The organism is Melghirimyces profundicolus (assembly GCF_003054245.1).
In the GTDB taxonomy this organism is placed as follows: Bacteria; Bacillota; Bacilli; order Thermoactinomycetales; family DSM-45169; genus Melghirimyces; species Melghirimyces profundicolus.
In genome coordinates this window covers 91908-118289 of sequence record NZ_QBKR01000005.1, presented here as the reverse complement: position 1 = coordinate 118289, position 26382 = coordinate 91908, and the positions used below count along the sequence as shown (strand labels likewise).

At 57.6% G+C, this 26382-nt stretch carries 32 protein-coding genes; 1 reads left to right on the top strand and 31 read right to left on the bottom strand.

Annotated elements, in window-relative coordinates:
• Nucleotides 1-92: 92 nt before the first annotated feature.
• From C8P63_RS19720 to prfA, 25 genes are all read right to left on the bottom strand, one after another.
• Nucleotides 93-857, bottom strand: a complete 765-nt coding sequence (locus tag C8P63_RS19720) for an NADH-quinone oxidoreductase subunit C (RefSeq protein ID WP_281258683.1) — start codon at nt 855-857, stop codon at nt 93-95.
• Nucleotides 854-1372, bottom strand: a complete 519-nt coding sequence (locus tag C8P63_RS05385; protein WP_146172119.1) for a NuoB/complex I 20 kDa subunit family protein — start codon at nt 1370-1372, stop codon at nt 854-856. The genes C8P63_RS19720 and C8P63_RS05385 overlap by 4 nt, the downstream gene beginning before the upstream one ends.
• The gene (locus tag C8P63_RS05380) at nt 1363-1737 is read right to left on the bottom strand and encodes an NADH-quinone oxidoreductase subunit A (RefSeq protein ID WP_108022320.1); all 375 of its coding nucleotides are present in this window, start codon (nt 1735-1737) and stop codon (nt 1363-1365) included. The genes C8P63_RS05385 and C8P63_RS05380 overlap by 10 nt, the downstream gene beginning before the upstream one ends.
• Nucleotides 1738-2003: 266 nt before the next feature.
• Entirely contained in the window at nt 2004-2408 is a 405-nt protein-coding gene (locus tag C8P63_RS05375) for a F0F1 ATP synthase subunit epsilon (RefSeq protein WP_108022319.1), read from the bottom strand.
• A gap of 23 nt (nt 2409-2431) precedes the next feature.
• Nucleotides 2432-3841: a F0F1 ATP synthase subunit beta gene (gene atpD / locus C8P63_RS05370; RefSeq protein WP_108022318.1), complete on the bottom strand. Its 1410-nt coding sequence runs from the start codon at nt 3839-3841 to the stop codon at nt 2432-2434.
• 91 nt (nt 3842-3932) lie between these two features.
• Nucleotides 3933-4805, bottom strand: a complete 873-nt coding sequence (gene atpG / locus C8P63_RS05365; RefSeq protein ID WP_108022317.1) for an ATP synthase F1 subunit gamma — start codon at nt 4803-4805, stop codon at nt 3933-3935.
• 91 nt (nt 4806-4896) lie between these two features.
• Entirely contained in the window at nt 4897-6414 is a 1518-nt protein-coding gene (atpA, locus tag C8P63_RS05360) for a F0F1 ATP synthase subunit alpha (protein ID WP_108022316.1), read from the bottom strand.
• Between the two features lie 27 nt (nt 6415-6441).
• Entirely contained in the window at nt 6442-6987 is a 546-nt protein-coding gene (locus C8P63_RS05355; RefSeq protein WP_108022315.1) for a F0F1 ATP synthase subunit delta, read from the bottom strand.
• On the bottom strand, nt 6984-7469 hold the full coding sequence (atpF, locus tag C8P63_RS05350) for a F0F1 ATP synthase subunit B (RefSeq protein ID WP_245920707.1): 486 nt from the start codon (nt 7467-7469) through the stop codon (nt 6984-6986). The genes C8P63_RS05355 and atpF overlap by 4 nt, the downstream gene beginning before the upstream one ends.
• A gap of 102 nt (nt 7470-7571) precedes the next feature.
• The gene (gene atpE, locus C8P63_RS05345) at nt 7572-7796 is read right to left on the bottom strand and encodes a F0F1 ATP synthase subunit C (RefSeq protein ID WP_108022314.1); all 225 of its coding nucleotides are present in this window, start codon (nt 7794-7796) and stop codon (nt 7572-7574) included.
• Nucleotides 7797-7829: 33 nt separating this feature from the next.
• Entirely contained in the window at nt 7830-8576 is a 747-nt protein-coding gene (gene atpB, locus C8P63_RS05340) for a F0F1 ATP synthase subunit A (RefSeq protein WP_108022313.1), read from the bottom strand.
• Between the two features lie 7 nt (nt 8577-8583).
• Entirely contained in the window at nt 8584-8979 is a 396-nt protein-coding gene (locus C8P63_RS05335; protein ID WP_108022312.1) for an ATP synthase subunit I, read from the bottom strand.
• Between the two features lie 83 nt (nt 8980-9062).
• Complete coding sequence (locus C8P63_RS05330) at nt 9063-9278, bottom strand: AtpZ/AtpI family protein (RefSeq protein ID WP_170109511.1); 216 nt, start codon at nt 9276-9278, stop codon at nt 9063-9065.
• 413 nt (nt 9279-9691) lie between these two features.
• Entirely contained in the window at nt 9692-10321 is a 630-nt protein-coding gene (upp, locus tag C8P63_RS05325; RefSeq protein ID WP_108022310.1) for a uracil phosphoribosyltransferase, read from the bottom strand.
• A gap of 216 nt (nt 10322-10537) precedes the next feature.
• Nucleotides 10538-11785 (bottom strand): serine hydroxymethyltransferase, encoded by a 1248-nt coding sequence (locus C8P63_RS05320; RefSeq protein ID WP_108022309.1) that lies wholly within the window; start codon nt 11783-11785, stop codon nt 10538-10540.
• 69 nt (nt 11786-11854) lie between these two features.
• On the bottom strand, nt 11855-12391 hold the full coding sequence (locus tag C8P63_RS05315) for a TIGR01440 family protein (protein ID WP_108022378.1): 537 nt from the start codon (nt 12389-12391) through the stop codon (nt 11855-11857).
• A 32-nt stretch (nt 12392-12423) separates the two neighbouring features.
• Nucleotides 12424-12864: a ribose 5-phosphate isomerase B gene (gene rpiB, locus C8P63_RS05310; RefSeq protein ID WP_108022308.1), complete on the bottom strand. Its 441-nt coding sequence runs from the start codon at nt 12862-12864 to the stop codon at nt 12424-12426.
• Between the two features lie 23 nt (nt 12865-12887).
• Nucleotides 12888-13538, bottom strand: a complete 651-nt coding sequence (locus C8P63_RS05305; RefSeq protein ID WP_108022307.1) for a low molecular weight protein arginine phosphatase — start codon at nt 13536-13538, stop codon at nt 12888-12890.
• 167 nt (nt 13539-13705) lie between these two features.
• The gene (locus C8P63_RS05300) at nt 13706-14437 is read right to left on the bottom strand and encodes a ZIP family metal transporter (RefSeq protein WP_146172118.1); all 732 of its coding nucleotides are present in this window, start codon (nt 14435-14437) and stop codon (nt 13706-13708) included.
• The gene (locus C8P63_RS05295) at nt 14434-14997 is read right to left on the bottom strand and encodes a manganese efflux pump MntP (protein ID WP_108022305.1); all 564 of its coding nucleotides are present in this window, start codon (nt 14995-14997) and stop codon (nt 14434-14436) included. The genes C8P63_RS05300 and C8P63_RS05295 overlap by 4 nt, the downstream gene beginning before the upstream one ends.
• 237 nt (nt 14998-15234) lie before the next feature.
• Nucleotides 15235-16305: an L-threonylcarbamoyladenylate synthase gene (locus tag C8P63_RS05290; protein ID WP_108022304.1), complete on the bottom strand. Its 1071-nt coding sequence runs from the start codon at nt 16303-16305 to the stop codon at nt 15235-15237.
• Between the two features lie 57 nt (nt 16306-16362).
• Entirely contained in the window at nt 16363-16827 is a 465-nt protein-coding gene (locus C8P63_RS05285; RefSeq protein ID WP_108022303.1) for a GNAT family N-acetyltransferase, read from the bottom strand.
• A 121-nt stretch (nt 16828-16948) separates the two neighbouring features.
• Nucleotides 16949-17629, bottom strand: coding sequence for a stage II sporulation protein R (gene spoIIR / locus C8P63_RS05280; protein ID WP_108022302.1), 681 nt, complete (start codon nt 17627-17629; stop codon nt 16949-16951).
• A 95-nt stretch (nt 17630-17724) separates the two neighbouring features.
• Entirely contained in the window at nt 17725-18612 is an 888-nt protein-coding gene (gene prmC / locus C8P63_RS05275; protein ID WP_108022301.1) for a peptide chain release factor N(5)-glutamine methyltransferase, read from the bottom strand.
• Nucleotides 18613-18669: 57 nt separating this feature from the next.
• Entirely contained in the window at nt 18670-19737 is a 1068-nt protein-coding gene (prfA, locus tag C8P63_RS05270; protein ID WP_108022300.1) for a peptide chain release factor 1, read from the bottom strand.
• 228 nt (nt 19738-19965) lie between these two features.
• On the opposite strand from prfA, the gene C8P63_RS05265 reads away from it, so the two are divergent.
• Nucleotides 19966-21027: a CPBP family intramembrane glutamic endopeptidase gene (locus C8P63_RS05265; RefSeq protein WP_108022299.1), complete on the top strand. Its 1062-nt coding sequence runs from the start codon at nt 19966-19968 to the stop codon at nt 21025-21027.
• Nucleotides 21028-21083: 56 nt separating this feature from the next.
• Here C8P63_RS05265 and C8P63_RS05260 read toward each other — a convergent pair whose 3' ends face one another.
• From C8P63_RS05260 to glpX, 6 genes are all read right to left on the bottom strand, one after another.
• Nucleotides 21084-21587, bottom strand: a complete 504-nt coding sequence (locus C8P63_RS05260) for a hypothetical protein (RefSeq protein ID WP_108022298.1) — start codon at nt 21585-21587, stop codon at nt 21084-21086.
• A gap of 30 nt (nt 21588-21617) precedes the next feature.
• The gene (locus tag C8P63_RS05255; RefSeq protein ID WP_108022297.1) at nt 21618-22226 is read right to left on the bottom strand and encodes a thymidine kinase; all 609 of its coding nucleotides are present in this window, start codon (nt 22224-22226) and stop codon (nt 21618-21620) included.
• 93 nt (nt 22227-22319) lie between these two features.
• A complete protein-coding gene (gene rpmE / locus C8P63_RS05250; RefSeq protein ID WP_009710478.1) occupies nt 22320-22517 on the bottom strand; it encodes a 50S ribosomal protein L31 in 198 nt (65 codons plus the stop codon).
• Between the two features lie 162 nt (nt 22518-22679).
• Nucleotides 22680-23660 (bottom strand): peptidoglycan DD-metalloendopeptidase family protein, encoded by a 981-nt coding sequence (locus C8P63_RS19715; RefSeq protein WP_108022296.1) that lies wholly within the window; start codon nt 23658-23660, stop codon nt 22680-22682.
• Between the two features lie 105 nt (nt 23661-23765).
• A complete protein-coding gene (rho, locus tag C8P63_RS05240; RefSeq protein WP_108022295.1) occupies nt 23766-25034 on the bottom strand; it encodes a transcription termination factor Rho in 1269 nt (422 codons plus the stop codon).
• Between the two features lie 344 nt (nt 25035-25378).
• Nucleotides 25379-26344, bottom strand: a complete 966-nt coding sequence (glpX, locus tag C8P63_RS05235) for a class II fructose-bisphosphatase (RefSeq protein ID WP_108022294.1) — start codon at nt 26342-26344, stop codon at nt 25379-25381.
• Nucleotides 26345-26382 lie beyond the last annotated feature (38 nt).

Sequence of the window (26382 nt, the reverse complement as noted above, 5' to 3'; positions counted from 1 at the left end):
GAAGTCCAAGGTCAACGGGTATCACCGGATCGGGCCGCGGGCCCGCCCCCTCCTCCGATTCAACCCAACCGGTCGCTTGTTTTTTTTATCCTTCAGATCTCCCGGTCGTAGGGCTCGTAATCTTTCCGCAGCGGATGGCCCACCCAGTCATCCGGCATCAGAATCCGTTTCAGGTTGGGGTGACCCGGAAATCGGATTCCCAACAGATCATAAACTTCCCGCTCATGCCAATCGGCTGCGGCCCAAACCCCCGTCACCGACGGAACTTGGGGATCTTCCCGTTCCGTCTTCACTTTGACGCACAACGAATGACCGTGTTTCAACGAAACGAGATGATACACCACTTCCATGTGATCCTCATCATCCACCCCAGACAGGTTCTGAAGGTAGTCAAACTGCAGATCCTCCTCGTGGCGCAACAGTCGGGCCGACTCCGGCCACGCATCCGGTAACGCCACGATCACGGGTCGGTGGCCGTCGGGACGGTTGATGAAGGAATCCTTCACCGCCTTGTCTCCCACCTTTTCTTTCAACCGCGTCACAAAGGAATCCAGCAACGGTTGCTTGGGAGACGGTTCCGGCGGTTTTTCCGGCTTCTTCTTTGCCGCCGGCCTTTTCTTCGCAGCGGCGGCCCGGGGCTTCGCTGCGGCTGCCGCTTTGGCGGCCCGGGCAGCCCCTTCGGTTTTCTCCGGGGGCTCCTCCTTTTTCCTGCCGGAATGATCCACGGAGTCCGCCTCCGGCTTCCCGGCCTTTGGTTCCGGATCCGCTTCGGTTCCGTTCCGCCCTCCCTCCCGTTGCTCCTTTTTCGTTTCCACCGGCTCCGGGGTTTCTTTTTTCTCTCCGTCACACCCGCTCAACGATCGGTCACCTTCCTCCCGGTTCTCGCTTCATAACGAATTTTTTCTTGCAATTTGTTGATACCGTAAATCAGAGCCGCGGGATTGGGAGGACAACCCGGAATGTACACATCCACGGGGACGATCTGGTCCACCCCTTTGATCACCGAATAGGATTTGACGTAGGGGCCTCCCGCCGTCGCACAGGAGCCCATGGAAATCACCCATTTGGGCTCCGGCATCTGATCGTACAGGCGCCGCAGGAGAGGCCCCATCTTTTTGGTGACCGTTCCCGCCACGATCATGACGTCCGATTGTCGCGGCGAAGCGCGGAAGAATGAGCCGAACCGGTCCAGATCGTAGTGGGCCGCTCCGGTTCCCATCATTTCGATCGCGCAGCAGGCAAGGCCGAAGGTCATGGGCCACAGCGAATTACTGCGCGCCCATGCCTTGACGTTCTCCAGCGTGGTGGTGAAGACGTTCCGCTTCAACTCTTCTTCCTCCACCGGAAGGATCCCTTCCCGATTTATGTCCATTCCAACACCTTCTTTTTCCAGGCGTAGATGAGACCGATCACCAAAAAGAGAACGAAGATCAGCATTTCCACCAGGATAAACAGGCCGACGTCCGCCCTCAAGTCATCGTATGCCACAGCCCAGGGATACAGAAACACCGTCTCTACGTCAAAGATCACGAAGAGAAGAGCAAACAAGTAATACCGTACGTTGAATTGCACCCGGCTGTCTCCCGTGGGGTCCACGCCGCTCTCGTAGGTGATCGCCTTGGACGCGGTCGGCTTGTGAGGCCTGAGCCAGCGCCCCGCCGTCAGTGAGGCGGCGGGCAATGCCAGGCCGATCAGGATGAAAGCGACGATCGTGACATAATCCGCGGCAAGATCCATGTTGGTTTCCCCCCACCTTCCCGATAGCAGAATGATTACAAGAATCACTTCATTCCGGTTTTTGATTATATCAAAAGTGTTATGACGATTCCATAAGATGGCAGGCATTCGCTGTTTTATTTTATGAATGCGCTTTCAATTTTCGTGATATATTGTCTTGGTACTATGGTATTTTAGCACAGTTTCTCCTGTTCTCCCACCGCCCCTTTCAAAAAGGCAAAGAAAAAAGCAACCCATGTGGATGGGTTGCTCCTCTGCCCGGACTTTCATCCGCTTTTTCCGACCTGGATCCGTACCGTCGCCTTTTGAAGGGCGATCTCGGCCCGTTTAAAGTCGATGTCTTCCCTCTGCTTGTCGGCCAGGCGCTCCTCGGCGCGCTTTTTGGCCTTTTTGGCCCGCTCGACGTCGATTTCATCCGGCAGTTCGGCAGCTTCGGCCAGAATGGTGACCGTGCCGCCCCGAACTTCGATGAAACCTCCGCTGACAGCGACGAGAAACTCCTCCCCGCCTTTTTTTACTTTGACCGCCGTGATTTTGAGCGGGCTGACAAAAGGAGAATGGTTGGGAAGGATCCCGATGTCGCCTTCGGCGGCACGGGCGATGACCATCTCCACCTGTTCCGAGTACACTTTCCGCTCAGGTGTCACGATGTCCAACTGCATGGTACTCACGGACGTTCTCTCCTTCCGGCCCGTCAGGCGAGGGTTTTCGCCTTTTCAACCGCTTCTTCGATGGTGCCCACCATGTAAAAGGCATCTTCCGGCAGGTCATCGTGCTTGCCGTCCAGGATCTCTTTGAAGCTGCGCACGGTTTCCTTGACGGGAACGTATTTTCCGGGAACGTTGGTGAACTGCTCCGCCACGTGCATCGGCTGGGAGAGGAACTTCTCGATCCGGCGGGCGCGGGCCACGATCGTTTTGTCCTCTTCCGTCAGTTCGTCCATCCCCAGGATGGCGATGATGTCCTGCAGCTCTTTGTAACGCTGCAGCACTTCCTGAACGCCGCGGGCGACGTTGTAGTGTTCTTCACCCACAACCCCCGGGCTCAGAATCCGGGACGTGGAAGCCAAGGGATCCACGGCGGGGAAGATCGCCTTGGCGGCCAGGGAACGCTCCAGGTTGGTGGTGGCGTCCAAGTGGGCGAATGTGGTGGCCGGCGCCGGATCAGTGTAGTCGTCGGCCGGCACGTAGATCGCCTGAATCGAGGTGACAGACCCTTTCTTGGTGGAGGTGATCCGCTCCTGAAGCTGCCCCATCTCGGTGGCCAACGTCGGCTGATAGCCCACGGCGGAGGGCATCCGACCCAAGAGAGCCGATACCTCGGACCCGGCCTGGGTGAACCGGAAGATATTGTCGACGAAGAACAGCACGTCCTGCCCTTCCTCGTCACGGAAGTATTCCGCCATGGTCAGCCCCGTCAACCCCACACGCATCCGGGCTCCCGGCGGCTCGTTCATCTGACCGAAGACCATGGTCGTTTTATCAATCACGCCGGATTCGCTCATCTCGTGATAAAGGTCGTTTCCTTCCCGGGTCCGTTCCCCCACCCCGGCAAACACGGACAAACCGCCGTGCTCCTGGGCGATGTTGTGGATCAGCTCCTGAATCAGAACGGTTTTACCCACGCCGGCACCGCCGAACAGACCGATCTTCCCCCCCTTGGCGTAAGGGGCCAGAAGGTCCACCACTTTGATCCCGGTTTCCAGAATCTCTTCCTGGGTGGATAAGTTCTCATAATCCGGAGCCGGACGGTGAATGGAATAATGGGTTTCCGACTTTACAGGCTCTTTCTCGTCAATCGGCTCCCCCAGCACGTTAAACACGCGGCCCAGGGTGGGGCGGCCCACCGGGATGGTGATCGGCTTTCCGGTGTCCACCGCTTCCATGCCGCGGACCAGACCGTCGGTGGACCCCATCGCGACGCAGCGGACGGTGTTGTCCCCCAGCTGCAGCGCGACTTCGACGGTTAAGTTGATATCCTTTTCACTCGAAGATTTCGCTTTGTATTCAATCTTAATCGCGTTGTGGATCTCAGGCAGGTGCCCCTGGTCAAACTGGATGTCGACAACAGGTCCCATCACCTGAGTGACGCGTCCGGTGCTCATCCGTTTCCCTCCTTAAACTGCAGGTGGACTCCCGTGCTCCACCACGGGAGTCAACGTTGGAAAATCAGGTTTTATGCGGGGTTGTCCGCCTTCATTCGAGAGCGCTGGCTCCTCCCACAATTTCGGCCAGCTCCTGGGTGATGGCAGCCTGCCGTGCCCGGTTGTACTGCAGGGTGTAGGTGCCGATCATATCCGAAGCATTGTCGGAAGCGTTGCCCATCGCCGTCATCCGGGCTCCGTGCTCGCTTGCCTTGGACTCCAGGAGCGCGCTGTAGATCAGGGTCTCCGCATAGCGGGGCAAGAGTTCCGCCAGCACTTCCTCAGCGGAAGGCTCATATTCGTACAGGGCTTTCGGCCCGCTGGCCGCCTCAGTATTTTTCATGTCCGAAAGGGGCAGAAGACGCTTTTCCACGGGACGCTGGGTCACCGGATTGATGAATTCGTTGTAGAGAAGGTAAAGCTCGTCGTACTCTTCGTCCGCGTACATCCCGACCGCCTTGGATGCGATCTGTTTGATGTCGCTGAACTCCGGGCTGTCGGCAAGCCCCGTCACTTCTCCGATCACCGGATAACCCCGGCGTTTCAGGAATTCCCTTCCCTTCCGGCCGATGACGAAAATGACGTATTCCTCTTTGCTCCGGTGACGTTCGGCCACGGTTTTGACCAGGGTGCGTAACAGGTTGGCATTGAACCCGCCGGCGAGCCCCCGGTCGGAGGTGATCACCAGGTAGCCCGTTTTTTTCACGGGCCGGGAGACCAACATGGGGTGCTTCACACCCTGGGTTCCGGAGGCCACCGAAGCGATCACTTCCCGGATCTTGTCCGCGTACGGTCGGGCAGACTCGGCCTGTTCCTGGGCCCGGCGCAACTTGGCTGCCGACACCATTTCAAAGGCCTTGGTGATCTGCTTCATATTTTGAACGGAGCGGATCTTCCGTTTGATATCCCGCATGCTTTCAGCCATTCCATCCTCACCGCCTTTCCTCCGTCGGGCGGCCGGCCGCCGTCATCCCGGGAGGCTGCCGGGGCCGGTGTTGCCGCGACTTGAAACTCGATCACTGGGTCGAGGGGGCAAATGCCTTTTTGAAATCCTGGATCGCGTTCTTGATGCCTTCCTCCACTTCGTCGGAGAGCGTCTTCTCCTCGCGGATTTTCTTCAGCACATCGGCGCGTTCCGCATCCATGAAGGAGAGGAGTTCGCTTTCGAAGCGCTGAACGTCTCCCACCGGAATATCGTCGAGATAACCGCGGGTGGCGGCGTAGATGGAGACGATCTGCTTCTCCACGGCCATCGGCTGGTTTTCATCCTGTTTCAAAATCTCCACCAGACGCTCCCCGCGGGCCAATTTGGCCTGGGTCGCTTTGTCCAGGTCGGAACCGAACTGGGCAAAGGCTTGCAGATCGCGGTATTGGGCCAAATCCAGCTTCAGGGTCCCGGCAACTTTCTTCATGGCCTTGATCTGGGCGTCCCCGCCCACCCGGGAGACCGACGTACCCACGTTCACCGCGGGACGAACACCGGAGTAGAAGAGATCGGACTCCAGGAAGATCTGACCGTCGGTGATGGAGATCACGTTGGTGGGAATGTAGGCGGAAATGTCCCCGGCCTGGGTTTCGATGAAGGGCAGGGCCGTCAGCGACCCGCCGCCTTTTTCGTCGGAGAGTTTGGCCGCGCGTTCCAGCAGACGGGAGTGAAGGTAGAACACATCCCCGGGGAACGCTTCACGACCCGGCGGGCGCCTGAGGAGCAGGGAGAGCTCACGATAGGCGGCAGCCTGTTTGGACAGATCGTCGTAAACCACCAGCACGTGCTTGCCCTGGTACATAAACTGTTCGCCCATCGCACATCCGGCATAAGGGGCCAGGAACAGGAGCGGGGCCGGGTCGGAGGCACTGGCGCTCACCACGATCGTGTAATCCATGGCCCCGGCTTTCCGCAGTTTTTCCACCACACCGACCACGGTGGATTGCTTCTGGCCGATGGCCACGTAAATACAGATCATGTCCTGGTCTTTTTGGTTGATAATGGTGTCCACGGCAATGGTGGTTTTCCCCGTTTGCCGGTCACCGATGATCAGTTCCCGCTGGCCGCGGCCGATCGGAATCATGGAGTCGATGGCTTTGATCCCCGTCTGCAGGGGTTCGTGCACCGATTTCCGGTCCATGACACCGGGAGCACGGGATTCCACGGGACGGTATTCCGTCGTTTCGATGGGACCCTTACCATCCAGGGGTTGACCGAGGGGGTTGACCACACGGCCCAGGAGGGAATCCCCCACCGGCACTTCCATGATGCGACCGGTCCGCTTTACTTGGTCGCCTTCCCGGATTTCCGAGAAGGGACCCAGGATGACCACGCCCACATGGTCTTCTTCCAGGTTTTGGGCCATGCCCATCACACCGTTCTCGAATTCCACGAGCTCGCCGGCCATGACGTTCTTCAATCCGTGGACGCGGGCGATCCCGTCACCGACCTGGATGACGCTGCCGACATCGACGACTTCGATGTCCCCTTCGAATTGCTCGATCTGCTTCTTGATAAGAGAGCTGATCTCTTCAGGCTTGATGCTCATGATTTCACCCCTATCCTTCCAATCCGATTATCCGACGCGGGATGCGGTCAGTTGTTTTCGAAACCGTTTCAGTTTGTTGACGAGGCTGCCGTCATACAGCCGGTCGCCGATCCGGACGATGACGCCGCCCAGGATGTCGGAGTCCACGCGGTTGGTGATCACCAGTGTCTTTCCGATCATTTGTTGAAAAACGGCGATCAGTTCCTTCTCGTCTTCCTTGGAAAGAGGCGTGGCAGTCACCACTTCCGCCTCGGCGATCCCTTTCGCTTCATGGGCGAGGGCCTTGTACTCGGTTCCGATCGGCGCGATGGCGTCCTCCCGGTTGCGATCGATGAGAAGATGGAGAAGGTTCCGGGTCAGGTCGGAGAGATCCGGAAGAAGGCGGTCCCACACCTCTTTCTTCTGAGGAGCCGTCACCTTGGGGTGGGACACCCAACCCCTGAGATCGCCGCTCCCTTTCCAGGCATCGGCAACGGACTGCCATTCCTGTTCCACCTGGTCCAGCAACCCCCGCTCTTTCGCCGACTCAAACAGGGCTTTGGCGTACCGCTTGGCGATGATGGAACGGCTCATTGCAATTCGCCTACCCGTTCAAGATAGCGGTCCACCAGTTTCGACTGGTCTTTGGAATCCAGTTCCTTTTCCATCACTTTGGAAGCCAGGAGAACCGTGAGATGTCCCACCTCGTCCCGGAGTTCCTTCAGGGCTTTTTCCTTCTCCGAGGCGATTTCGGACTTGGCGTCCTGCAACATCCGCTCGGCCCGTTCGCGGGCTTCCTTGATGATCTCTTCCGCCTCGCGGTCCTTCTGTGCCTTGGCCCGTTCCAAAATTTCCTTGGCTTCCCGGCGGGCTTCATTCAGGGCTTCTTTCTGTTTTTCGGCCATTTTTTCGGCCTCTTTGCGGTTTTCCTCCGCAGTGGAAATCTGTTTATCGATATAATCCTGACGCTGTTTCAAGACGCCCAGCATCGGACGGAGGGCGAATTTGGAAACCAGGAGCATCAGGATGATAAACGTGACCAGCTGAAAGAGCATGGTGCCCAGACTCAGTTCCAACGCGAGTCACTCCCTTCCGTTGCCAATCGCTTCACGGGTACTTGTACTTTTACAGTAAGCAAGGCGGGGAAAGGCATTCCTCCCCCGCCAGAGAGATGAGTCTCAGCCGCCGAAAACGCCCAGCAGGACGAGGATCCCGAAGGCCACGGAAATGATCGGCACGGCCTCGACCAGACCGATCCCGATGAACATTTGACCGAACAGGGTGCCGCGGGCTTCCGGCTGACGGGCGATTCCTTCCAGGTACTTGCTGAAGACGACACTGTTTCCGATCCCGCCGGCGATGGCGGCAAAGGCGATCATCAGAGCAGCAGCGATGGTGGTCATGATATAACGTCCTCCTTCAATCCATCAGAGAGATTAGTGGTCTTGCACGGTTTTCTGCGCAATGTATACCGAAGCCAACACGGTGAAGACGTAGGCTTGGATCGTGCCGACAAAGAGCGAGTATCCCAGCCAGACCAAAAGCGGTGCTCCCGTCGTGAGCGGATTGCCGTAGGTGATCATGATGGTGATCAGGACCTCCCCGGCAAAGATGTTGGCCCACAACCGCAACGCATGGGTGGTCGGTTTGGCGATTTCGTCCACGAGGTGGATGGGGAACATCAGGGGATTGGGCTGCATGTAGTGGGAGAAATACCCCTTCGCATCCCTGAAGATTCCCATGAAGTGGGCAAACAAAGAGATGGCCACCGCCATCACAACGGTAACGTTGAGGTCGGCGGTCGGAGACTTGAACCAGACAGCCGCGTGGGATTCCTCCAGATCATCCCCGGTGATCCCCAGGGAGGGAATCGGATGGTGGACCTCCGTCGTCACCATCAGCATGACCCCGAGTTGGTTGGCGATGAAAATGAAGAGAAACAAGGTGAGGGCAAACCCAAGATATTTCTCCGCCGTCTTGGAATCAAAGCTGATGTTCAAAATCCCCCGGACGAAATCCAGGAGCATCTCCACCAGGTTTTGCAACCCCCCGGGACGCATTTTGGGGTTGCGGGTGGCCAAAACGGTCAGGAGAAGGACCACGATGGCGGTAAAGACGGTGCCGATCATGACCGGCACATCAAAACTCAGCCCCAAAAACTCCACTTTCGGCGACAGTTCCAAATGTTTTTCACCCCTTTCCGTCGGATGCGGCGTTCTTCCGCACATCCCAAAACTCAACCAGCAGGACGGCAACCAGCCCGGCGGGCAAGCCGATCAGCACCGCACGCCAGTCAATCCATCCGGGAAACCGAACCGCGATCAGAAGCGGCGCGACCGCCATCAGGAAACGGTTGACCATCCCGGATCCGGGACGCCGCCCGGAGCCCGATGAGGCGTACGCTTCCAACAGCCGCAACCTTCGGGCCAGATAGTGAATATTGTACAACCCAACCAAGCCGCCGAGAAAAAGCCCGGCGAAAAAGGGTTTTTGCGGTGTCAACAACCACAGGACCGCCTGAAGGGCAAGAAAGGCCGACATCAGCTTGTTAACCATCCGGCCTTGGGGCCAGTCCACCGGTTTCATCGAAGTCCCCCTTTTTCACTCTCCCTCGCGGAAGAATTTCCGGCGCACCAAAACGTTTCCGGGCGGGTCCGGATCCGGCGGCGTCAATCCATGAAAGACCGGAGGGTCAGAGCAGCGCTGACGAAGCCCAAAACCAGACCCGTCAACACACAGACCGCCATCATCACAGGCTGAGTGCCCCATACGGCATCCAGCTTGCGCCCCACCCAAACTCCGATGAGCGTGAACACCACCACTTCCAGGCCGAGTGTACCGACGAGTCCCATGGTCCGCAAGGGGTTACCGGAATTTTTCTTCAAGGGGAGCCCTCCCATGCGCCGGAGCATTTGAAAGAAGAAACAAAGGGGAAAACCGTGGAAATGGGTGATGTGGTAACGAAAATGTCGTGCCAGAGGGGCAACACGGCAGAAACTCTGTATGTTCCCCGTTTATACTACCCAAGGCCCATACTCAATGTCAACGCTTACGGGAGCTGGAGATGTGAACAGTTATTCACAATTTCAGAAGGGAGCCCGGCCCGGACGGAGGGCGGACTCCCCGGATCGGCCCTCCCCGTCGAAACCGTTTGGCCCGTTGTTCCTTAGACTGCCCATTCGGGGTGGGAATATTTGGTCTTCCGTCAGGCGGATCCTGCGGTTCTTACCTTTATTGTGTCATTACGCCGCGGGATCCACCGTTCCTCGGATTCCTTATGAACGGAATGTGACAGTTCTCAACGGGTTCCGAACAGTCGGTCTCCCGCGTCGCCGAGTCCCGGAACGATATAGCTTTTCTCATTCAGTTTCTCGTCCACTGCGGCCACGTAGATATCCACATCGTCGTGGTCCTTCTGCACCCGTTCCACGCCTTCGGGAGCGGCGATCAGGCACATCAGTTTGATATTCTTGGCCCCCATGTCCTTGATCCGGTGGATGGCTTCGGATGCGGAACCCCCGGTCGCCAGCATCGGGTCGATCACGATCAGTTCCCGCTCTCCGATGTCCGGAGGCATCTTGGCGTAGTACTGGACCGGTTCCAGGGTTTCCGGATCCCGGTACAGCCCGATGTGCCCCACTTTGGCCGCGGGAATCAACCGCAGGATTCCGTCCACCATGCCGAGCCCTGCCCGCAGGATCGGGACGAGTCCCAGCTTCTTTCCGGCCAAGACCTTGCACTGGGCTTTGGAGACGGGGGTCTCCACCGTCACTTCCGTGAGCGGCATGTCCCGGGTGATCTCGTAGGCCATCAGGGCGGACACCTCATCCACCAGCTCCCGGAACTCCTTGGTCCCTGTGGTCTTGTCGCGGATATAGGTCAGTTTGTGCTGGATGAGCGGATGGTCGAATACGTAGACGTTTCCCATCGGTCACGACACTCCTTCCTCAGGGTCATCTTTCCTTCAGTCTCAAACATTGTACTGGTCTTTTTTTCGAATGTCCATTCACCGGAAAAAGGACAGAAAGTTGCTTATGTACCTTCAAAAAAAGCCCGCTCTCGAAAAGCGGGCTGAAAACTCCGGCCATTCCCACCCAAAAAGAACCCGGCCACCACACTTCGCTGGCGGGTTCCTTTCTCGCTTTCAGACTTCCAGGTCCGGATACAGGGGATAACGGGCGGTCAGGGAAGCCACCCGTTCCCGGGCTTTTTGCTGCTCTTCGGCATTGTCGGGGTTTTTCAGGACGGCGGCCATGATATCGGCGATCTCCACCATGGCGTCCAGCCCCATGTGACGGGAAGTGACGGCGGCGGTTCCGATCCGGATGCCGCTGGTGACAAAGGGGCTTTCCGGGTCGAAGGGAATTGCGTTTTTGTTGACGGTGATTCCCGCTTCGTCCAACAGATGCTCCGCTTTCTTGCCGGTCAGCCCCAGGTTGCGGACATCGATCAGGATCAGGTGATTGTCCGTTCCCCCGGAGATCAAATCGATTCCGCGGGAGGCCAGGGCTTCGGCCAATCCGCGGGCATTGTCCACCACCCGGGCCGAATACTCCTTGAAGGAATCGCTCAGGGCTTCCTTCAAAGCGACCGCTTTGGCGGCGATCACGTGCATCAGGGGGCCGCCTTGGATGCCCGGGAAGATGGACTTGTCAATTTTTTTAGCGTGCTCCTCTTTGCAGAGGATCATTCCGCCCCGGGGTCCGCGGAGCGTTTTATGGGTGGTGGTGGTGACATAATCGGCATAAGGGACGGGATTCGGATGATGCCCGGTGGCCACCAGACCGGCGATGTGGGCCATATCCACCATCAGGGGGCAACCGGCTTCATCGGCGATTTCTTTCAGTTTGGCGAAATCGATGGTCCGGGGGTAGGCACTGGCCCCCGCCACCAACAATTTGGGCCGGTGCTTCAGCGCCGCTTTCCGGACTTCTTCATAGTCGATCCGGTGGGTCTTCTCATCCACACCGTAGGAGACAAAATGATACAGTTTCCCGGAAAAGTTGACCGGGCTGCCGTGGGTCAGATGGCCCCCGTGAGCCAGGTCCATCCCCAACACCGTGTCTCCCGGTTCCAGGACGGAAAAGTAAACCCCCATGTTGGCCTGAGCCCCGGAATGGGGTTGCACGTTGACATGTTCCGCCCCGAACAATTCCTTGGCCCGCTCCCTTGCCAGCTCCTCCGCCTGATCGACGAATCGGCAACCTCCGTAGTAGCGTCTGCCGGGATAGCCTTCGGCGTACTTGTTGGTCATGACATTTCCCAGCGCTTCCAGCACGGCGCGGCTGACAAAGTTTTCAGATGCAATCAGTTCAATGTTTCCCTGTTGCCTGCCCAGCTCTTTGCTGATGGCCGCGGCGATTTCCGGATCCGTTTGTCGGATGTGGTCCAAGGTAAGCTCCTCCTTTTGATTCCTCCATCTCTTCTATCTTACCAAAACGTCCAGAGCATCGGATCCGATTCACTGGAATCCGTCCCGCTCTTCCAGAATGTAGACCGCTCTCGCACCCCCGATCAACCGGGGGCGGGTTTTGGCCATGGTGACATGAGCTTGACCGATCTGCCGGATCGAGGGCCGGACGGGCACCGCCACCGGCTTCAGGTGCATGCCGATCAGGGTGTCTCCGATGTCGATTCCCGCATCGGCAGCCACTTCCTCCACCAAAACGGCATCCTCCAAATGCCGAAAGGCGTGGGAAGCCATGGCGCCTCCCGCTTTCGGCACCGGGACCGCTGTCACTTCGGTCAACCCGAACGTTTCAAGGGTCTCCCGGGCAACCACCAAGGCCCGGTTGAGATGTTCACAGCATTGAAAAGCGAGATGGTATCCATGGTTCCGTTGAACTTCCAATGCGCCTTCCAGGATGGAGGCGGCCACTTCGTCACTTCCCGCGGTGCCGATCCGCTTTCCGGCGACCTCACTGGTGCTGACTCCCATCACAAGCAGATGACCCCGGTTTAAGGGCTTTGCCTCCAAAAGCTCTTCGGTCACCTGCATCACCTGGTTGCGGATGGCTTTCTCCACGGATTTCACTCTCCTTCCAGGGCGCCGATTTTCTCCACGCGCCGTTCATGCCGCCCACCGGCAAACTCCGTGTTCAGCCAAGTCCGGACGATCCCTTCGGCCAGCCCCGGACCGGTGACCCTTTCACCCAGTGCGAGGATGTTGGCGTTGTTGTGCTCCCGGCTCATCCGGGCCGAGTACTCGTCGGTCACCAGCGCACAGCGGATGCCGCGCACTTTGTTGGCGGTGATGGACATCCCGATCCCGGTGCCGCAGATGAGAATGCCCCGGTCAAATTCCCCTTTGGCCACTTTCTCGGCCACCGGAAGGGCGTAGTCCGGATAATCGACGGAATCGGGACAATCGCATCCCACGTCTTCATACATGACATTCATTTCTTCCAACACTTTTTTGATGCTCTCCTTCAGCTTCAGACCCCCATGGTCCGATCCCAGCACCACTTTCATCTGTCCAAACCCTCCCTCGTCCTTCACCTTTCCTCCGTTGATGAATTCTGCAACCGATTCAGTAACTTTTCCAATTCCGCGTCGAGGACATCCCTGCATTGGCGGTAATTTTCTTCGCTTCCGCCGAAAGGGTCGGGCACGTCGGTGCGTGCCAGGATTCCGCTGACCTCCCGCCAGAGGGAACGGTATTTCTTTTCGATTTCTTCCATCTGCTTCTGCAGGGATTCCACCCGGGACCGGTTCCCTTGCTCCCTCTCATTCTCCAGCATCGCCCGGACAGTTTCCAGTTCCACCTGCAACCGCTGAAGCTCCTCCAATTTTTCCCGGTCGGCATCCGGAAGGACGTACTCTTTCAGGGTGTACAACTTGTCCGCTGCTTCCGGATAAGACTGAGCCATCATTTTCCTGTGATCCGACGTCATTGTCAGAATGAGATCCGCCCACTCCACCAGATCGCGGGAGACGGCCCGGGACCGGTGGGAACGGTGGTCAATCCCTTTTTCCTCCATCACCCGGACGGCCGCCTCGGTGGCCTCGGCCCCGTCCAACGCGGTCACCCCCGCGGAGCGGACTTCCAGCTCGATGCCCTTTTCCGCCGCTTTTTTCCGCATCAGAGCCTCTGCCATCGGACTCCGGCAGGTATTTCCCGTACAAACAAATAAGATCTTTTTCACCCAACCACCTCCGCTGCCGCCGCCTTGGGAGAACGTGCAACTTGATTGACATTTTACATTTTCTCAAGCCTTCGACCCGTTATGCAACCGTGGGGGTTTCCCTAACCAGTATTTCATCTTTTTTCCGAAAACGAAAGCGAAAACGAAAGATCGTCCCGAACGGCCGGTTAACAACATGATCCGTTGAGTCCGTGAATCGCCAGGGCGAGAAGGATGCCCAGGCCCAGCCCCCAACGGCAAGCCGCGGGGGCGATTTTATAAGCCCGGGGAAAGATTTCCTGCGTCACCACCCAGATCATGGTGGTGGAGGCAAACAGGAGACCCACCGCGACCAGGTCCGGTGAGCCCGTCAAATACCGGACTCCCAGCCAAGCTCCGACGGGAAGGGCGCCAGCCGCTCCCAGACTGATCAAAATCACCCAACCTCTTCCCAGACCTGCGGCCAAGAGGGGGGCTGCCATACCGATTCCTTCGGGCAAGTTGTGAAGCCCCATGGTAAGCGCCAAGGTCACCCCCAGATCCGGCTCCACTCCAAATCCGATTCCGATTGCCGCCCCTTCCGGCAGATTATGGGCCAGCACCGCCCCGGAAAGAACCCATCCCAGCCGACGGTAGTGCTCCGGAGAATCCGCTTCTTCCCCGTCACCGCTGATGGTACGGATTCCCGCCATCACCGCCGAGCCGGACAACATACCGAGGAAGACATGAGACCACGAAGGGCGCAGTTTCAAGGCGGTGGGAAGGAGTTCGAAGAGGCTGACAAACAGCATGACCGTCGCAGACAAACCGAGCGCGACAGCCATCCAACGGGGGGAAAGACGGCCGAACCGCAGAGCCAGGGCCGTGCCGACCAAGGTGGCGGCTCCGGTCATCCCGCTCGACCATACCGCGTCCGTCACAGCAAAAACCGGAGGCCCAGGGAAATCAGAATGATGCCTCCCACCGCTTCCCCGTAGTCACCGATCCAAGATCCCACATTCCGCCCCAGGAGAAGCCCCGTGCAAGCCATCAGTCCCCCCACGGTCCCGAACAACAACACGGCCAGAATGGCATCCGCTTCGAACAATCCGAGGGATAACCCCGCGGAGAGAGAATCGAGACTGACTCCCAGGGAAAACACCACGATTCCCAGCGGGGTTGCGGTGTGAAAGACGCGTACTTCTTTCCCCGAACGAAAAGCCTGGTAGATCATGTTGAGTCCCAAAAAGCAAAGCAGACCCCCTCCGGTGATGACGGCGATGTTCTCCACCAGGGACCCGAGATAGCGGCCGACGGTGATTCCCAACAACGGCAGCATGACATGAAAAAAACCGATCATGCCGCTGATCTTCAAAGCTTCCCTCACAAGCACCCCCCGCATCCCGATCCCGATTCCCAGGGAAAAAGCGTCCGTTCCGAGAGCGACGGCAATCATCAAAAGGGTAAACAATTGCCCCCACTGAGGCAAGGAAAGCTCCATTGCCATTCCCCCCCCCGCAAACGCTTGTCTCTGACAAGGTATGCGAAGGGTCGGGCAAAAAGAACCGCCTGTCCGTCTGTTTTCCATAACTAGAATCGTTGCGAAAAAATGAGCGGCAGCATTTACCCAAAGCCGCTCCGGCTGCACTCACAGAGCACAAGTCTCGCCGGGGTCCTTCACTCCCGGTAAACGCTTCCCTTCTTCTGAACCTGACCATCCATCACAACGCTTCCAGGATCAAGATTCGCCGGCGGAGATCACCCGTCCTTCCGCCGCTTTGACCAACCGGTTCATGACGGTAAAAAGAACCCCCTGCGGCGGGAATCCCTCGGCCACAATCGCTTCAGCTTTCACCTCGTCAAAGGCGCGGAGAGCCTGATACAACCCCCGGGCAATGCTGAATGGATCGGACCTTCGTCCGCAAACGAACACCCAATCCGCCTCGTAATTTGCCGCATGTTCTTCTGTCGACAGAATTCCGACTTTCATCCCTTCCCTCTTTAAACCGTCAGCCATCCGTTGCACCCGTTCAACGAGGGACTTCCCCTCCCCCGTTACCACCCACATCTTTCCCTGGGGTGCGTAATGACGGTACTTCATCCCGGGAGATCGCGGGTTCATTGTTTCTCTTTCAAGCCCCCGATCCAGGCGGATTTCCCCGACGGCGTCCCGGAGCATGTCCAGGGTGATCCCGCCGGGCCGCAGGAGAACCGGAGGGTCGGAGGTGACATCCACCACGGTGGATTCGACCCCGATCCCCGTCGTTCCTCCATCCAGGATACCGTCGATGCGTCCGTGGAGATCGTCCCGGACATGCGCCGCATCCGTGGGACTCGGTTTTCCGGATCGGTTGGCACTGGGGGCCGCGACGGGAAGGCCGCTCTCCCGCAACAGCGCCAGAGCCACGGGATGGGAAGGAATCCGAATCCCGACGGTGGAAAGTCCCGCCGTCACCTGGGGGGCCAGATTTCCCCGGTGGGGAAGGATCAGGGTGAGGGGACCCGGCCAATAGCGCCGGGCCAGTTCCACCCCTTTCTCCGGCACCTCCCGGGTCCACCGCTCCAACCGGTCCAGATCGGCGATATGAACGATCAAAGGATTGTCGGAGGGGCGTCCTTTGGCCCGGAAAACGGAAGTGACCGCCCCGGACGAAGAGGCATCCGCCCCCAATCCGTAGACGGTTTCCGTTGGAAACGCCACGATACCTCCCTCTTTCAACAAGGCGGCCGCTTCCCGAATGGCGCTATGGCCGGCTAGGGATTCCGGACGATCGGAGTTCGTGATGACTTTCCAGTATTTTGTCTCCATTCCCGATTTCCTTTCCGCATTTTGACCCTCATAATATCATAAGGTGAGACCCACCGCTCACCCTTCAGCCGGAGACCGGACAGCGGGGTTCCGGCAAACCATGGGAACCCCCTCTCCCGGCTCCACTTCCCTTTTGTGCGCCGAATGGCGTATCTCTTCGGGGAGTTCTTCCCAATCCACCGGCTCAAAACCGAAATGTTCGAAGATCGAAGCCGTGATGCCGGCCATGAGGTACACCTCTTTCAACCCCGTTTTCCGGGCGTAGGTGAGAACCACTGCAATCAGCTCCATCCCCGTTTTGGCATTCCAGGCATCGCTTTCCATCACAAAAGAGCGGAGCAATCCCCTGTCACCGTATATTTCCAGCCCCACCGTCCCCAATTCCCGGCGGGAGACCGGATCCTCCACGATCAAAAAGTTTTCCAGGTGGGCATCCGTACCATCCGCGCTGAGACCCGCCTGCCGCAGCAACCGGACGATCGTTTCCCTGTCGCTATGGTTGGCACGTCGAACCGTAAACATGTAAGTGACCCCCTCCCCATTTCTTCTCTATCAATCTATGAAGAGGGGGAAAAAAATAGAACTTGTTCCGAACAAAAGAAAAAACCGGCGGAATGGCCGGTTGCTTCCCGTTTTTCTCCCATCAATCAAACAGACCCGAGAAGAATTCCTGCAGGGAATCGAGAATGAAAAAACGGACTTCGGCTTTTTCCTCTTCCCGCCCGGGTTCCTGTTCGGCCGGAGCGGCCATGGCCCGGCCGGCGGTAATCCGTGCGTCGGAGTCCCGGACAGCATCCCCGTTGCTCATGTCCACGAAACAGAGAGGCGGGAACAACACACACCACCAATTCCCCCCCTTGCCTTCCCCGATCGTGATCAGAAGCGCTTCATACTTCCCGGCGGGATAAACCTGATCCCCGTACAATTTGGTCGGGAAGGGGACTTTGCCGAATTCCACTTTCACGGGATAACGGAACCCGCTTTCTTTCACCGTTTTATGGGCAATGATCCTCAGGAGGGGCAGGCGGGAACGAATCATCAGCCGCGCCTCCTCCAAGGACTGGGGCTTGTCGGCCCAGGTTTCAATTTCTTTGATGATCTCGTCCCGAACCCGCTGTTTCAGCCGCTGATCCGGTTCGGAATCGCTGTTGGCCAGAATCCGGAGGCGGATGGCCTGCTGGGGGATCTCCCCGTTTTCCCCCGAAGACCGGGCATGAACGGGAACCGTCCCCCCCGTGAGGGCGCCCCCCCCTCCTGTCCATTGCAAGAAGGAGAAAAGACCGACGGACAACAGGATCAAAACGGAATAAGTGCGTAACCGCATGAATGAACCCTCCTTGACTCTTCTATCCTCCATTATGGACAGGCAAGGGAGGGTTTAATCCTCCAGGGTGAAACAGATCCCATTCCGGAGATCCCTTAACGGGGGAAGCCGATGCGCGCTCCGACCACACGGGGGCGGCCGGCCAAATCGGGAACGATGAAAACATCGGACTCCGGAAGCTTCCTCAGCATCGCCGCAACCTCCCCGCTCTGTCCGTCCCCCACTTCCAAGGCGATCAGTCCCGGAAGATTCAACACATCCGGCAGTTGCCGGATCAAGTGCCGGAACGGGTCCAGCCCGTCAATTCCCCCGTCCAGAGCCATCCGGGGTTCGTGTTCCCGCACCTCTGCATCCAGGCCGTCAATCACCCCGGAAGGGATGTAAGGAGGGTTGGAAACCACCAGGTCTGCGCGGAGGCCGCACTTGGAGATCGGTTCCAGCCAATCTCCCTGCATCCATTGCACCCGGTCATCCACCCCGTGTTGGACACCGTTTTTCCGAGCGACTCCCAACGCATCGGCGGACCGGTCAACGGCGCAAATCCGCCACAGGGGTTTTTCCGCCGCCAGCGTCACGGCGATCGCACCGCTTCCCGTTCCGACATCCACCGCGGTTAACGGGGTCTTCTCCCCGAAACGGCGGGATTCCCGAAGGACGGTCTCCACCAGCGTTTCCGTCTCCGGCCGGGGTATCAACACGGCCGGGTTCACGTGAAACGACCGGCCGTAAAACTCCTGTTCCCCGAGCAAGTACTGCACGGGAAAACCCGCCGACCTCAGCTCCAGCCAATGGGAAAACTTCCGGGCCGCCTCCGGCGGCATCGGTTCGCCAAATCGCATGAACAACCGGGTGCGGTCGCACCCCAGGGCGTTCCGCAGCAACAGCTCCGAAACAAACCGGGGAGTGTCCACTCCCCGGTTTTGGAGATATCGACTCCCTCCGCGGTACGCCTCTTCAATGGTCTTCCAATGCCCCCCATCCACTTCACCCTCCTCCTTTCCAAAAAACGGGCGGCCGTGCCGCCCGTGAAACCCTTTGATTCATTCGGCTTTCTTCAACAGTGCCGCCTGTTCCTCCACGACCAAGGCATCGATGATTTCGTCGAGATCCCCGTCCATCACCGAGTCCAGCTTGTGTACCGTCAGCCCGATCCGGTGATCGGTCACACGGCTCTGGGGAAAGTTATAGGTGCGGATCCGTTCACTCCGGTCTCCCGTTCCGACCTGGGTCTTGCGGACATCGGCCATTCTCGCTTGTTCCTCCTGCTGTTTCCGGTCCAAAAGACGGGCCCGGAGCACCCGCATGGCTTTCTCTTTGTTTTTGATCTGGGATTTTTCATCCTGGCAGGAAACGACGATGCCGGTGGGAAGGTGGGTGATCCTCACCGCCGATTTCGTGGTGTTGACGCTCTGTCCGCCGGGTCCGCTGGAGCAGAAGGTATCGATGCGCAGGTCCTTGTCATGGACTTCCACTTCAACCTCCTCGGCTTCCGGCAGGACGGCAACGGTTGCAGTGGAGGTATGAATCCGTCCGCCCGATTCGGTGGTGGGCACCCGTTGCACCCGGTGGGCACCGCTTTCATATTTCAGGCGACTGTATGCCCCCTTCCCCTGCACGGAGAACACCACTTCCTTGAATCCCCCGAGTCCAGTGGTGTTCGCTTCCATGATTTCCGCTTTCCAACCCTGTCGTTCCGCATACCGGGTATACATGCGGTACAGGTCGGCTGCAAACAGAGCCGCTTCCTCTCCGCCGGCCGCCCCGCGCACCTCCACGATCACATTTTTTTCATCATTGGGGTCTTTGGGAAGAAGAAGGCGTTTGATCCTTTGTTCCAACGCCGCTTTCCGATCGGAAAGTTCCTCCAACTCCGCTCTCACCATCTCGATCATTTCCGGATCCGATTCTTCCTTCAGCATCGCTTGGGCGTCGGTATATTGGCTGCTTACCTCTTTGTATTCGGTGTAGGCTTGGTATTTCGGGTTCAGGTCCGCCTGCTCCTTGGAATATTTTCGAAGCAATTGGGCATCCTGGATCACTTCGGGATCACTCAAAAGCCGGTTCAATTCTTCGTATCGCTTCACGATGGATTCCAACCGATCCAACACACCGCTTCACTCCCGAAAGTTCATTCAATCCCTTGGCAAGCCCCCCTGTGAAGGGATGCCGTATAACGTTATTATTATAGGATACGGTGCGTACACCGTCAAAAAACCATTTCCCGGGCAATGAATGCACGCATCACAACCGGGCTGTAAATTATGGTATGATGAAGCATGGTTTATGTCTTTATCTCTTGATCAGCCGGACGCCACCGGCCACAAGGAGATGGGTCCATGACGGAAGTGGTTGGGGTTATTCTGCAGTTTATGCCGTTTTTCTTTCTCTTGTTGCTGGCAAATGGAGCGGAAAATCCCCGTTTGCGGGAACAGGGGCGCCGAAAGGGTCCCTCGCTTGTTCTGGGCGTCATTTCGTATGTTTTACTGAGTCTTTCCTTCGGGTTTCTGTTCCTCGGCGGACTCTTATTCAGCTTTCTCGGCTGGATCGCCCAAAATGGAAAAACCGGGCCGTTTCTCACCTTCCCCGGAGCGCCGCCGGAACTGACCCAAAAGATCACCGATTCCCTCCCGATGGTGGGGGCCAGTTTCTGGGTACCCTCCCTTCTGGGGCTTCTGTTGTTGATTCCCGCTGTCCGCCGTGGAGTGTCAAAAATCATTCCCATTGATCCGTTCAACCGCGTTCACACGGTTTCCCTGTCATCGACCATGTTTATCTGGATCTACTTTTTCTTTTTTGTATCCATCGGCCTGGAAGCAATCACGGAACTGACTTCGGGTCAAAAAGCCACCAACCCGATGCCTTCCCTGTGGGCTCAGCAGATCACGTTCTTTTTACTGGCCCTGATCGGGACGGGCTGGTTGACCCGCCGCCGCCTGCGGGATGTTTTCCGCCGTTTGGGCCTTCACCGGCCCAAAGGGCGTCATCTTCTCATCGGAGTCGGCTCAGGGCTGATTCTCGTGTTGGGAGCGCTTTCCCTGGAGAGCCTGGCCCGGTCCGCCGGTTTCCCCAACGATCCCCATGCCCAGAAACTCACGGAAGAGTTGCTCGGTCCCCTGTACGGTTCCGTTTGGGGAATCCTGACCCTGGGCCTTTCCGCCGCCCTTGGGGAAGAAGCGGTTTTCCGCGGTGCGTTGCTCCCCCGATTCGGCCTTTTTCTCACCAGCCTGTTGTTTGCCGTGGTCCACAGCAACTACGGGCTCAGCATCTCCACCGTGATCGTTTTTCTCGTGGGCCTGGCACTGGGCCTTTTGCGCCGGCGGTACGACACCACCACCACCATGTTCGTTCACGCCACCTACAACATGACTCTGGGGTTGATGGCCTTTTTCTCCACCTGACCGGCCGTTTTGAAAAAGCTTGAGCCCCGTTCTTCCGGGGCTCAAGCTTTTTCGTTTTATTCGGCCCCCGGAAGGTACCGAAGGGGATTCCATTTGCTTCTGCCCACCCGGACCCGGATCTCATACCGGGGAATCCGGAAGGTCACGTTCCGGAGAACGGTTTCTTCCAATTTGGTATAATCCTCTTTGGGAACATGATTCTCCGGGATCACCTTGATCGCGGCGTGCCCCCCCACGATCTCCACCCGGGCATCTTTGACTCCCTCAACCTGCCGGGCGGTGTCCCGCATCTGTTTTTCCACGGTTTTCCGGTCGGGTTTGGAGTGAGAGTATTGGCCCACATCCGATAGATTGGGGTTGGAGTTGCGGATTCCGAATCGGCCCTCATCCTTCATATATCGGTAATTGTCATGTTGGAAACGGTATCCCGGCCGGTCCTGGGAACGGGCGGGATCCATTTCCGGCCCCGCCCCCTGCTGACCCGCGCCGGCACACCCGGAAACGAGAAAACAGGATAAAAGCAAAAGAACAGCATACCGGATGCGATCAGGGCGTTTCACAAAAAAACACCTCCCTGAAAACAGTTTGTCTCAGGAAGGCGAAAAACTTTTCGGTAAAGATTTCCGGACCGCAACCTCGTGACAATGCCGGCAGCGGGCTTCGTATTGTTCCGAGGCCCCCACTTGGATGACGGGCCCGTCCGTCCCCGCTGCGCGGCCGTTCAGCAACCTCTGGGTCCGGCTGGCCGAACCCCCGCAACGGACACAGATGGCCTGAAGCTTGGTGACATATTCCGCCACGGCCATCAGGGTCGGTGTGGGACCGAAAGGAACCCCCCGGAAATCCTGGTCCAGCCCGGCGCAAATCACCCGGATTCCCCGGTCAGCCAGTGTTTGAGCCACGGTTACCACTTCATCTTCGAAAAACTGAACCTCGTCAATGGCCACCACGTTAATCTCGGGGGAAATCTTCTCCCAAATTTGAGTTGCTTTTTCCAGCATCATGGCATCCGTTTGGATTCCGTTGTGAGAAGTGACCGCTTCGGGTCGGTAGCGGGTATCCACCGCCGGTTTGAAAACCGCCACATTCTGCCGGGCGATCCGGGCCCTTCGAATCCGCCGGATTAACTCCTCGCTTTTCCCCGAAAACATCCCCCCGCAGATCACTTCAATCCACCCTTCCCTGGTTACAGGGTTCATCCTCCGCATTCCTCCCCAATATGTATGAAAGGAGAAACAGGCAAGCGCTTGGTCGCTTGCCTGTTCTCGTTGAGCCATCTATATGAGATCGCCTTACAGGTTGTATTTCTTTTTGAACCGATCCACGCGACCGCCGGCGCTGACGTGCTTCTGTTTGCCGGTAAAGAAGGGATGGCAAGCAGAGCAAATGTCCACGCGGAGGTTTTCTTTCGTCGAACCCGTTTCGAAAGTGTTTCCGCAAGCGCAGGTCACGGTCGTCCGTTTGTACTCGGGATGAATCGCGGCTTTCATCACATTCACCTCTTTTCCGATCGGGTACCTTAAACACGTCCGATGCAAACACTATGATATTATATCACGATTAAAATATTGCTTCAAGCGGAAAGGAGGCAATCGATTTCCAAAGCATCCAAACTTAGACAATGGGAAGAGGCCGTTGATGAGGAGGAGGGGTCAGGGAAGGACGTTCAAGGGATTGATCGGTTCCCCGTTTCTTCTCACCTCAAAATGAAGGTGAGGGCCGGTGGAATTGCCCGAGGACCCCATATAACCGAGAGGTGTTTCCAACGTGACTTTCTGTCCGGTGCTGACCGTGACCCGGCTGAGGTGGGCATAATAGGTGGACCAACCGTCCCCGTGGTCCACCACGACCATGTTTCCGTAACTCCCTCCCCAACCGGCGCGAACCACGGTCCCGCCGAGGGACGGACGAATGGTGGCGTTTTCCTGCTTTCGGTTCCAAATGTCGATTCCCGTGTGCATTTTTCCGTGGCGCATTCCGTATCCACTGGTGATCTGTCCGGTGACGGGCCATCGAAAAGAACGGTTCGTTTGGGAAGCCTTCTTGGAAGCCGACAAAGTGACCCCGCCTTTCGGGGATGGGCCGGGAGCGGACGTTTGCCTTCCCTCAAATTCTTTCGGCACCACCAGCACTTGCCCCACGTAAAGGGCATCGGTCAGACCCAGGTCAGGGTTGGCTTCTTTCAGGGCAGTGACCGGCACCTTGTGTCTCTTTGCAATGGAGGTGAGAGTTTCCCCTTCTTTCACCCGGATTCGCTTCAGCTCCACCGGGATTTTCAGGCTTTGGCCGGGCCGGATGAGACGGGGATCTTCGAGGTTGTTAAACTCCGACAACACGTTGCTGTTCACCCCGTAGCGCAGTCCGATTCCGTAAAGGGTGTCTCCCCGCTTCACCTCATAGGACAGCGGCCTTGTCCCGGTCTCCACCGCCAGGTTACCTTCGGTTACGGAAGAAATGGGATTCAGGTATTGATAGAGAGCCTCTTGGGCGATCTGCTCTTTCTCCCAGTTTGGGTTTCGGGGTTGCAACCCTTCGTTGCCCGCGGCATAAGCCGCCTCTTCTTCTCCCCCCGCAAAAATGGAAGCCGTGCACAGGGTGAAGGAGGAAGCCACCAAGCTGCTTTTTCTGGCCATCACACCACCTCACACATGGATGTTCAAGAAGAAGGAAATCCTCTCCCTGAATCATCCTATGTGGAAGATCCGGTTTACAGAACCGGATATCGAAACAGGCGGAAGTCAGGCCATGGACGAAGATTGCGCCTTTGATTGCAGCTGGTCCAAAAATTCACGGTTGGAACGGGTTTGGGCCAGCTTTCGGATCAAGGCTTCGGTGTACTCGGATCCATCCGACATGGACTTTCGAAGAGACCACACCTTCTCCAACTCCTCCTTGGAAAGGAGAAGCTCCTCCTTGCGCGTTCCGGAACGACGGATATCGATGGCCGGAAAAATCCGGCGTTCCGACAGCTTTCGGTCCAGATGCAGCTCGAGGTTCCCGGTCCCTTTAAACTCTTCGTAGATCACATCGTCCATCCGGGATCCGGTTTCGACCAGGGCCGTGGCCAAAATGGTCAGGCTCCCTCCCTCTTCCACGTTCCGGGCGGCACCGAAAAAGCGTTTCGGACGGTGGAACGCGGCAGGGTCAATCCCTCCGGAAAGCGTGCGGCCGCTGGGCGGGATGACCAGGTTGTAAGCCCGTGCAAGACGGGTGATGCTGTCCAGCAGGATCACGACGTCCCGTTTGTGTTCCACCAGCCGTTGCGCTCTCTCCAGGACCAGCTCCGCCACTTTGATGTGATTATCCGGCATTTCGTCAAAAGTGGAGCTGACCACTTCCCCGTCCACGGAACGTTGCATATCCGTCACTTCTTCCGGCCGTTCATCGATCAGCAACACGAACAGTTCAATCCCGGGTGCGTTGGCCGTAATGCTGTTGGCGATCTCCTTTAACAGCATCGTTTTCCCGGCCTTGGGCTGGGCAACGATCAACCCCCGTTGCCCGAGGCCAACCGGTGCGAACAAATCCATAATTCGGGTGGACAGCTTTTCCGGTTCCGTCTCCAAGACAAGCCGTTGTTGGGGATAAAGGGGGGTCAGCGCGGGAAAATGGAGGCGTTCCGCGGCTTGGTTGGGATCTTCTCCATTGACGGCTTCCACATGGAGAAGTCCGAAATACCGTTCGTTTTCTTTGGGAGGTCTCACTTTACCGGAAACCAGATCCCCGGTCCGAAGGTCGAAACGACGAATCTGAGAGGCGGAGATATAGATGTCTTCGGAAGAGGGAAGGTAATTGATCGGCCGAAGGAACCCATATCCCTCCGGCAGAATGTCCAGCACCCCTTCCATGAACATAAGACCCGCTTTTTCAGCTTTGGCTTTTAAAATCGCGAAGATCAACTCTTTCTTTTTCATCTGGCTGTAATAAGAGATGTTGTATTCTTTCGCCAGTTTGTACAAATCCGTTAAACGCTGATGTTCCAGCTCACTGAGAGAGAGCTCCTCCATGAAATCACCGTCACCACACTAACATTCGATATCTTCAGCTTCACCGTATACGTCAGTCCTGATTCCACATCGATTGAAAGAATGGTTTTTTGTCGAAGTCTGATACAGGGGGAACGACGGGGGTCTGGAAGCGTTGTGAAAAAGTGAGCGGCAGCTGCACTCACAGAGGACAAGTCTCGCCTGGGTCGCTTGCGCTCCCCGGTCTCGCTATGCCCTGCAGAGATGGTTGCACGTCCGCTCCGAATCATCCGCTGCGCAGGACAGCAAAGTCACTGGTTTGGGTAAACACTTCCCCTTTTCCCGAAACGAATATTCAATCACAACGCTCCCAGTCTCCGGGGGGATTACTCCAACACCAGGTTCGGCTTTTTCTCCAAACGGTGTTTCCCGTCGATAAAGCGGACGGTGCCGGTCTTGGCTCTCATCACAACGGAGTGGGTGGCGGCGAGGGTCCCTTTATAACGCACTCCCTTGAGAAGCTCACCATCCGTCACGCCGGTGGCGGCAAAAATGGCATCGTCTCCCTTGACCAGATCATCCATGTACAGCACCTGACCGGGATCCTGCACCCCCATGTCGAGGCAACGTTGAAATTGTGCTTCATCCTCCGGCAGAAGGCGCCCCTGAATTTCCCCCCCCAGACACTTCAGGGCCACCGCTGCCAGCACCCCTTCCGGTGCCCCTCCCGAACCGAGGAGCATATCCACGCCGGTATCGGGAAAAGCGGTGTTGATGGCGGCCGCCACATCCCCGTCGGGGATCAGTTTGATCCTCGCCCCCGCCCGGCGTACCTCTTCGATGATTTTGGAATGGCGGGACCGATCCAAAAGGACGACCACCAGATCATTCACATCCTTGCCCAGGGCCCGGGCCACGGACTTCAGGTTCTGCTCCACGGGAGCGTTGATGTCCACATGACCGACCGCCTCCGGTCCCACCGCGATTTTATCCATGTACATGTCCGGAGCGTGGAGCAGGTTTCCGCGGTCGGCCACAGCAACGACGGACAGGGCATTCCACAATCCCTTCGCCACAATGTTGGTTCCTTCCAGGGGATCGACGGCCACGTCCACTTCCGGCAGGTAGCCCAGTCCCAACCGCTCGCCGATGTACAGCATGGGCGCTTCGTCCATCTCCCCTTCACCTATCACAACGGTGCCCCGCATGGGAATGGTGTCAAACACTTTTCTCATCGCGGTCGTGGCCGCATCATCGGCTTCATCCTTTTTTCCGAACCCCATCCAACGTCCGGAGGCAACGGCAGCCGCCTCTGTCACACGGACCAACTCCATCGTCAGGCTGCGTTCCAATTCGATCCCCTCCACTGGTTATAAGATCCTGCCCGGAA

What these genes read in the sequence shown, in the direction of transcription:
- atpG (WP_108022317.1), bottom strand. Translation starts at nt 4,805, where the DNA reads ATGGCTGAAAGCATGCGGGATATCAAACGGAAGATCCGCTCCGTTCAA.
- spoIIR (WP_108022302.1), bottom strand. Translation starts at nt 17,629, where the DNA reads ATGCGGTTACGCACTTATTCCGTTTTGATCCTGTTGTCCGTCGGTCTT.
- C8P63_RS19715 (WP_108022296.1), bottom strand. Translation starts at nt 23,660, where the DNA reads ATGGCCAGAAAAAGCAGCTTGGTGGCTTCCTCCTTCACCCTGTGCACG.
- C8P63_RS05265 (WP_108022299.1), top strand. Translation starts at nt 19,966, where the DNA reads ATGACGGAAGTGGTTGGGGTTATTCTGCAGTTTATGCCGTTTTTCTTT.
- atpA (WP_108022316.1), bottom strand. Translation starts at nt 6,414, where the DNA reads ATGAGCATCAAGCCTGAAGAGATCAGCTCTCTTATCAAGAAGCAGATC.
- rho (WP_108022295.1), bottom strand. Translation starts at nt 25,034, where the DNA reads ATGGAGGAGCTCTCTCTCAGTGAGCTGGAACATCAGCGTTTAACGGAT.
- rpmE (WP_009710478.1), bottom strand. Translation starts at nt 22,517, where the DNA reads ATGAAAGCCGCGATTCATCCCGAGTACAAACGGACGACCGTGACCTGC.
- C8P63_RS05385 (WP_146172119.1), bottom strand. Translation starts at nt 1,372, where the DNA reads ATGGACATAAATCGGGAAGGGATCCTTCCGGTGGAGGAAGAAGAGTTG.
- upp (WP_108022310.1), bottom strand. Translation starts at nt 10,321, where the DNA reads ATGGGAAACGTCTACGTATTCGACCATCCGCTCATCCAGCACAAACTG.
- C8P63_RS05285 (WP_108022303.1), bottom strand. Translation starts at nt 16,827, where the DNA reads ATGTTTACGGTTCGACGTGCCAACCATAGCGACAGGGAAACGATCGTC.
- atpE (WP_108022314.1), bottom strand. Translation starts at nt 7,796, where the DNA reads ATGACCACCATCGCTGCTGCTCTGATGATCGCCTTTGCCGCCATCGCC.
- rpiB (WP_108022308.1), bottom strand. Translation starts at nt 12,864, where the DNA reads ATGAAAGTGGTGCTGGGATCGGACCATGGGGGTCTGAAGCTGAAGGAG.
- C8P63_RS05380 (WP_108022320.1), bottom strand. Translation starts at nt 1,737, where the DNA reads ATGGATCTTGCCGCGGATTATGTCACGATCGTCGCTTTCATCCTGATC.
- C8P63_RS05255 (WP_108022297.1), bottom strand. Translation starts at nt 22,226, where the DNA reads ATGAACCCTGTAACCAGGGAAGGGTGGATTGAAGTGATCTGCGGGGGG.
- C8P63_RS05335 (WP_108022312.1), bottom strand. Translation starts at nt 8,979, where the DNA reads ATGAAACCGGTGGACTGGCCCCAAGGCCGGATGGTTAACAAGCTGATG.
- C8P63_RS05315 (WP_108022378.1), bottom strand. Translation starts at nt 12,391, where the DNA reads ATGCAGGTGACCGAAGAGCTTTTGGAGGCAAAGCCCTTAAACCGGGGT.
- C8P63_RS05295 (WP_108022305.1), bottom strand. Translation starts at nt 14,997, where the DNA reads ATGGAGCTTTCCTTGCCTCAGTGGGGGCAATTGTTTACCCTTTTGATG.
- C8P63_RS05355 (WP_108022315.1), bottom strand. Translation starts at nt 6,987, where the DNA reads ATGAGCCGTTCCATCATCGCCAAGCGGTACGCCAAAGCCCTGTTTGAG.
- atpD (WP_108022318.1), bottom strand. Translation starts at nt 3,841, where the DNA reads ATGAGCACCGGACGCGTCACTCAGGTGATGGGACCTGTTGTCGACATC.
- C8P63_RS05290 (WP_108022304.1), bottom strand. Translation starts at nt 16,305, where the DNA reads ATGGAGACAAAATACTGGAAAGTCATCACGAACTCCGATCGTCCGGAA.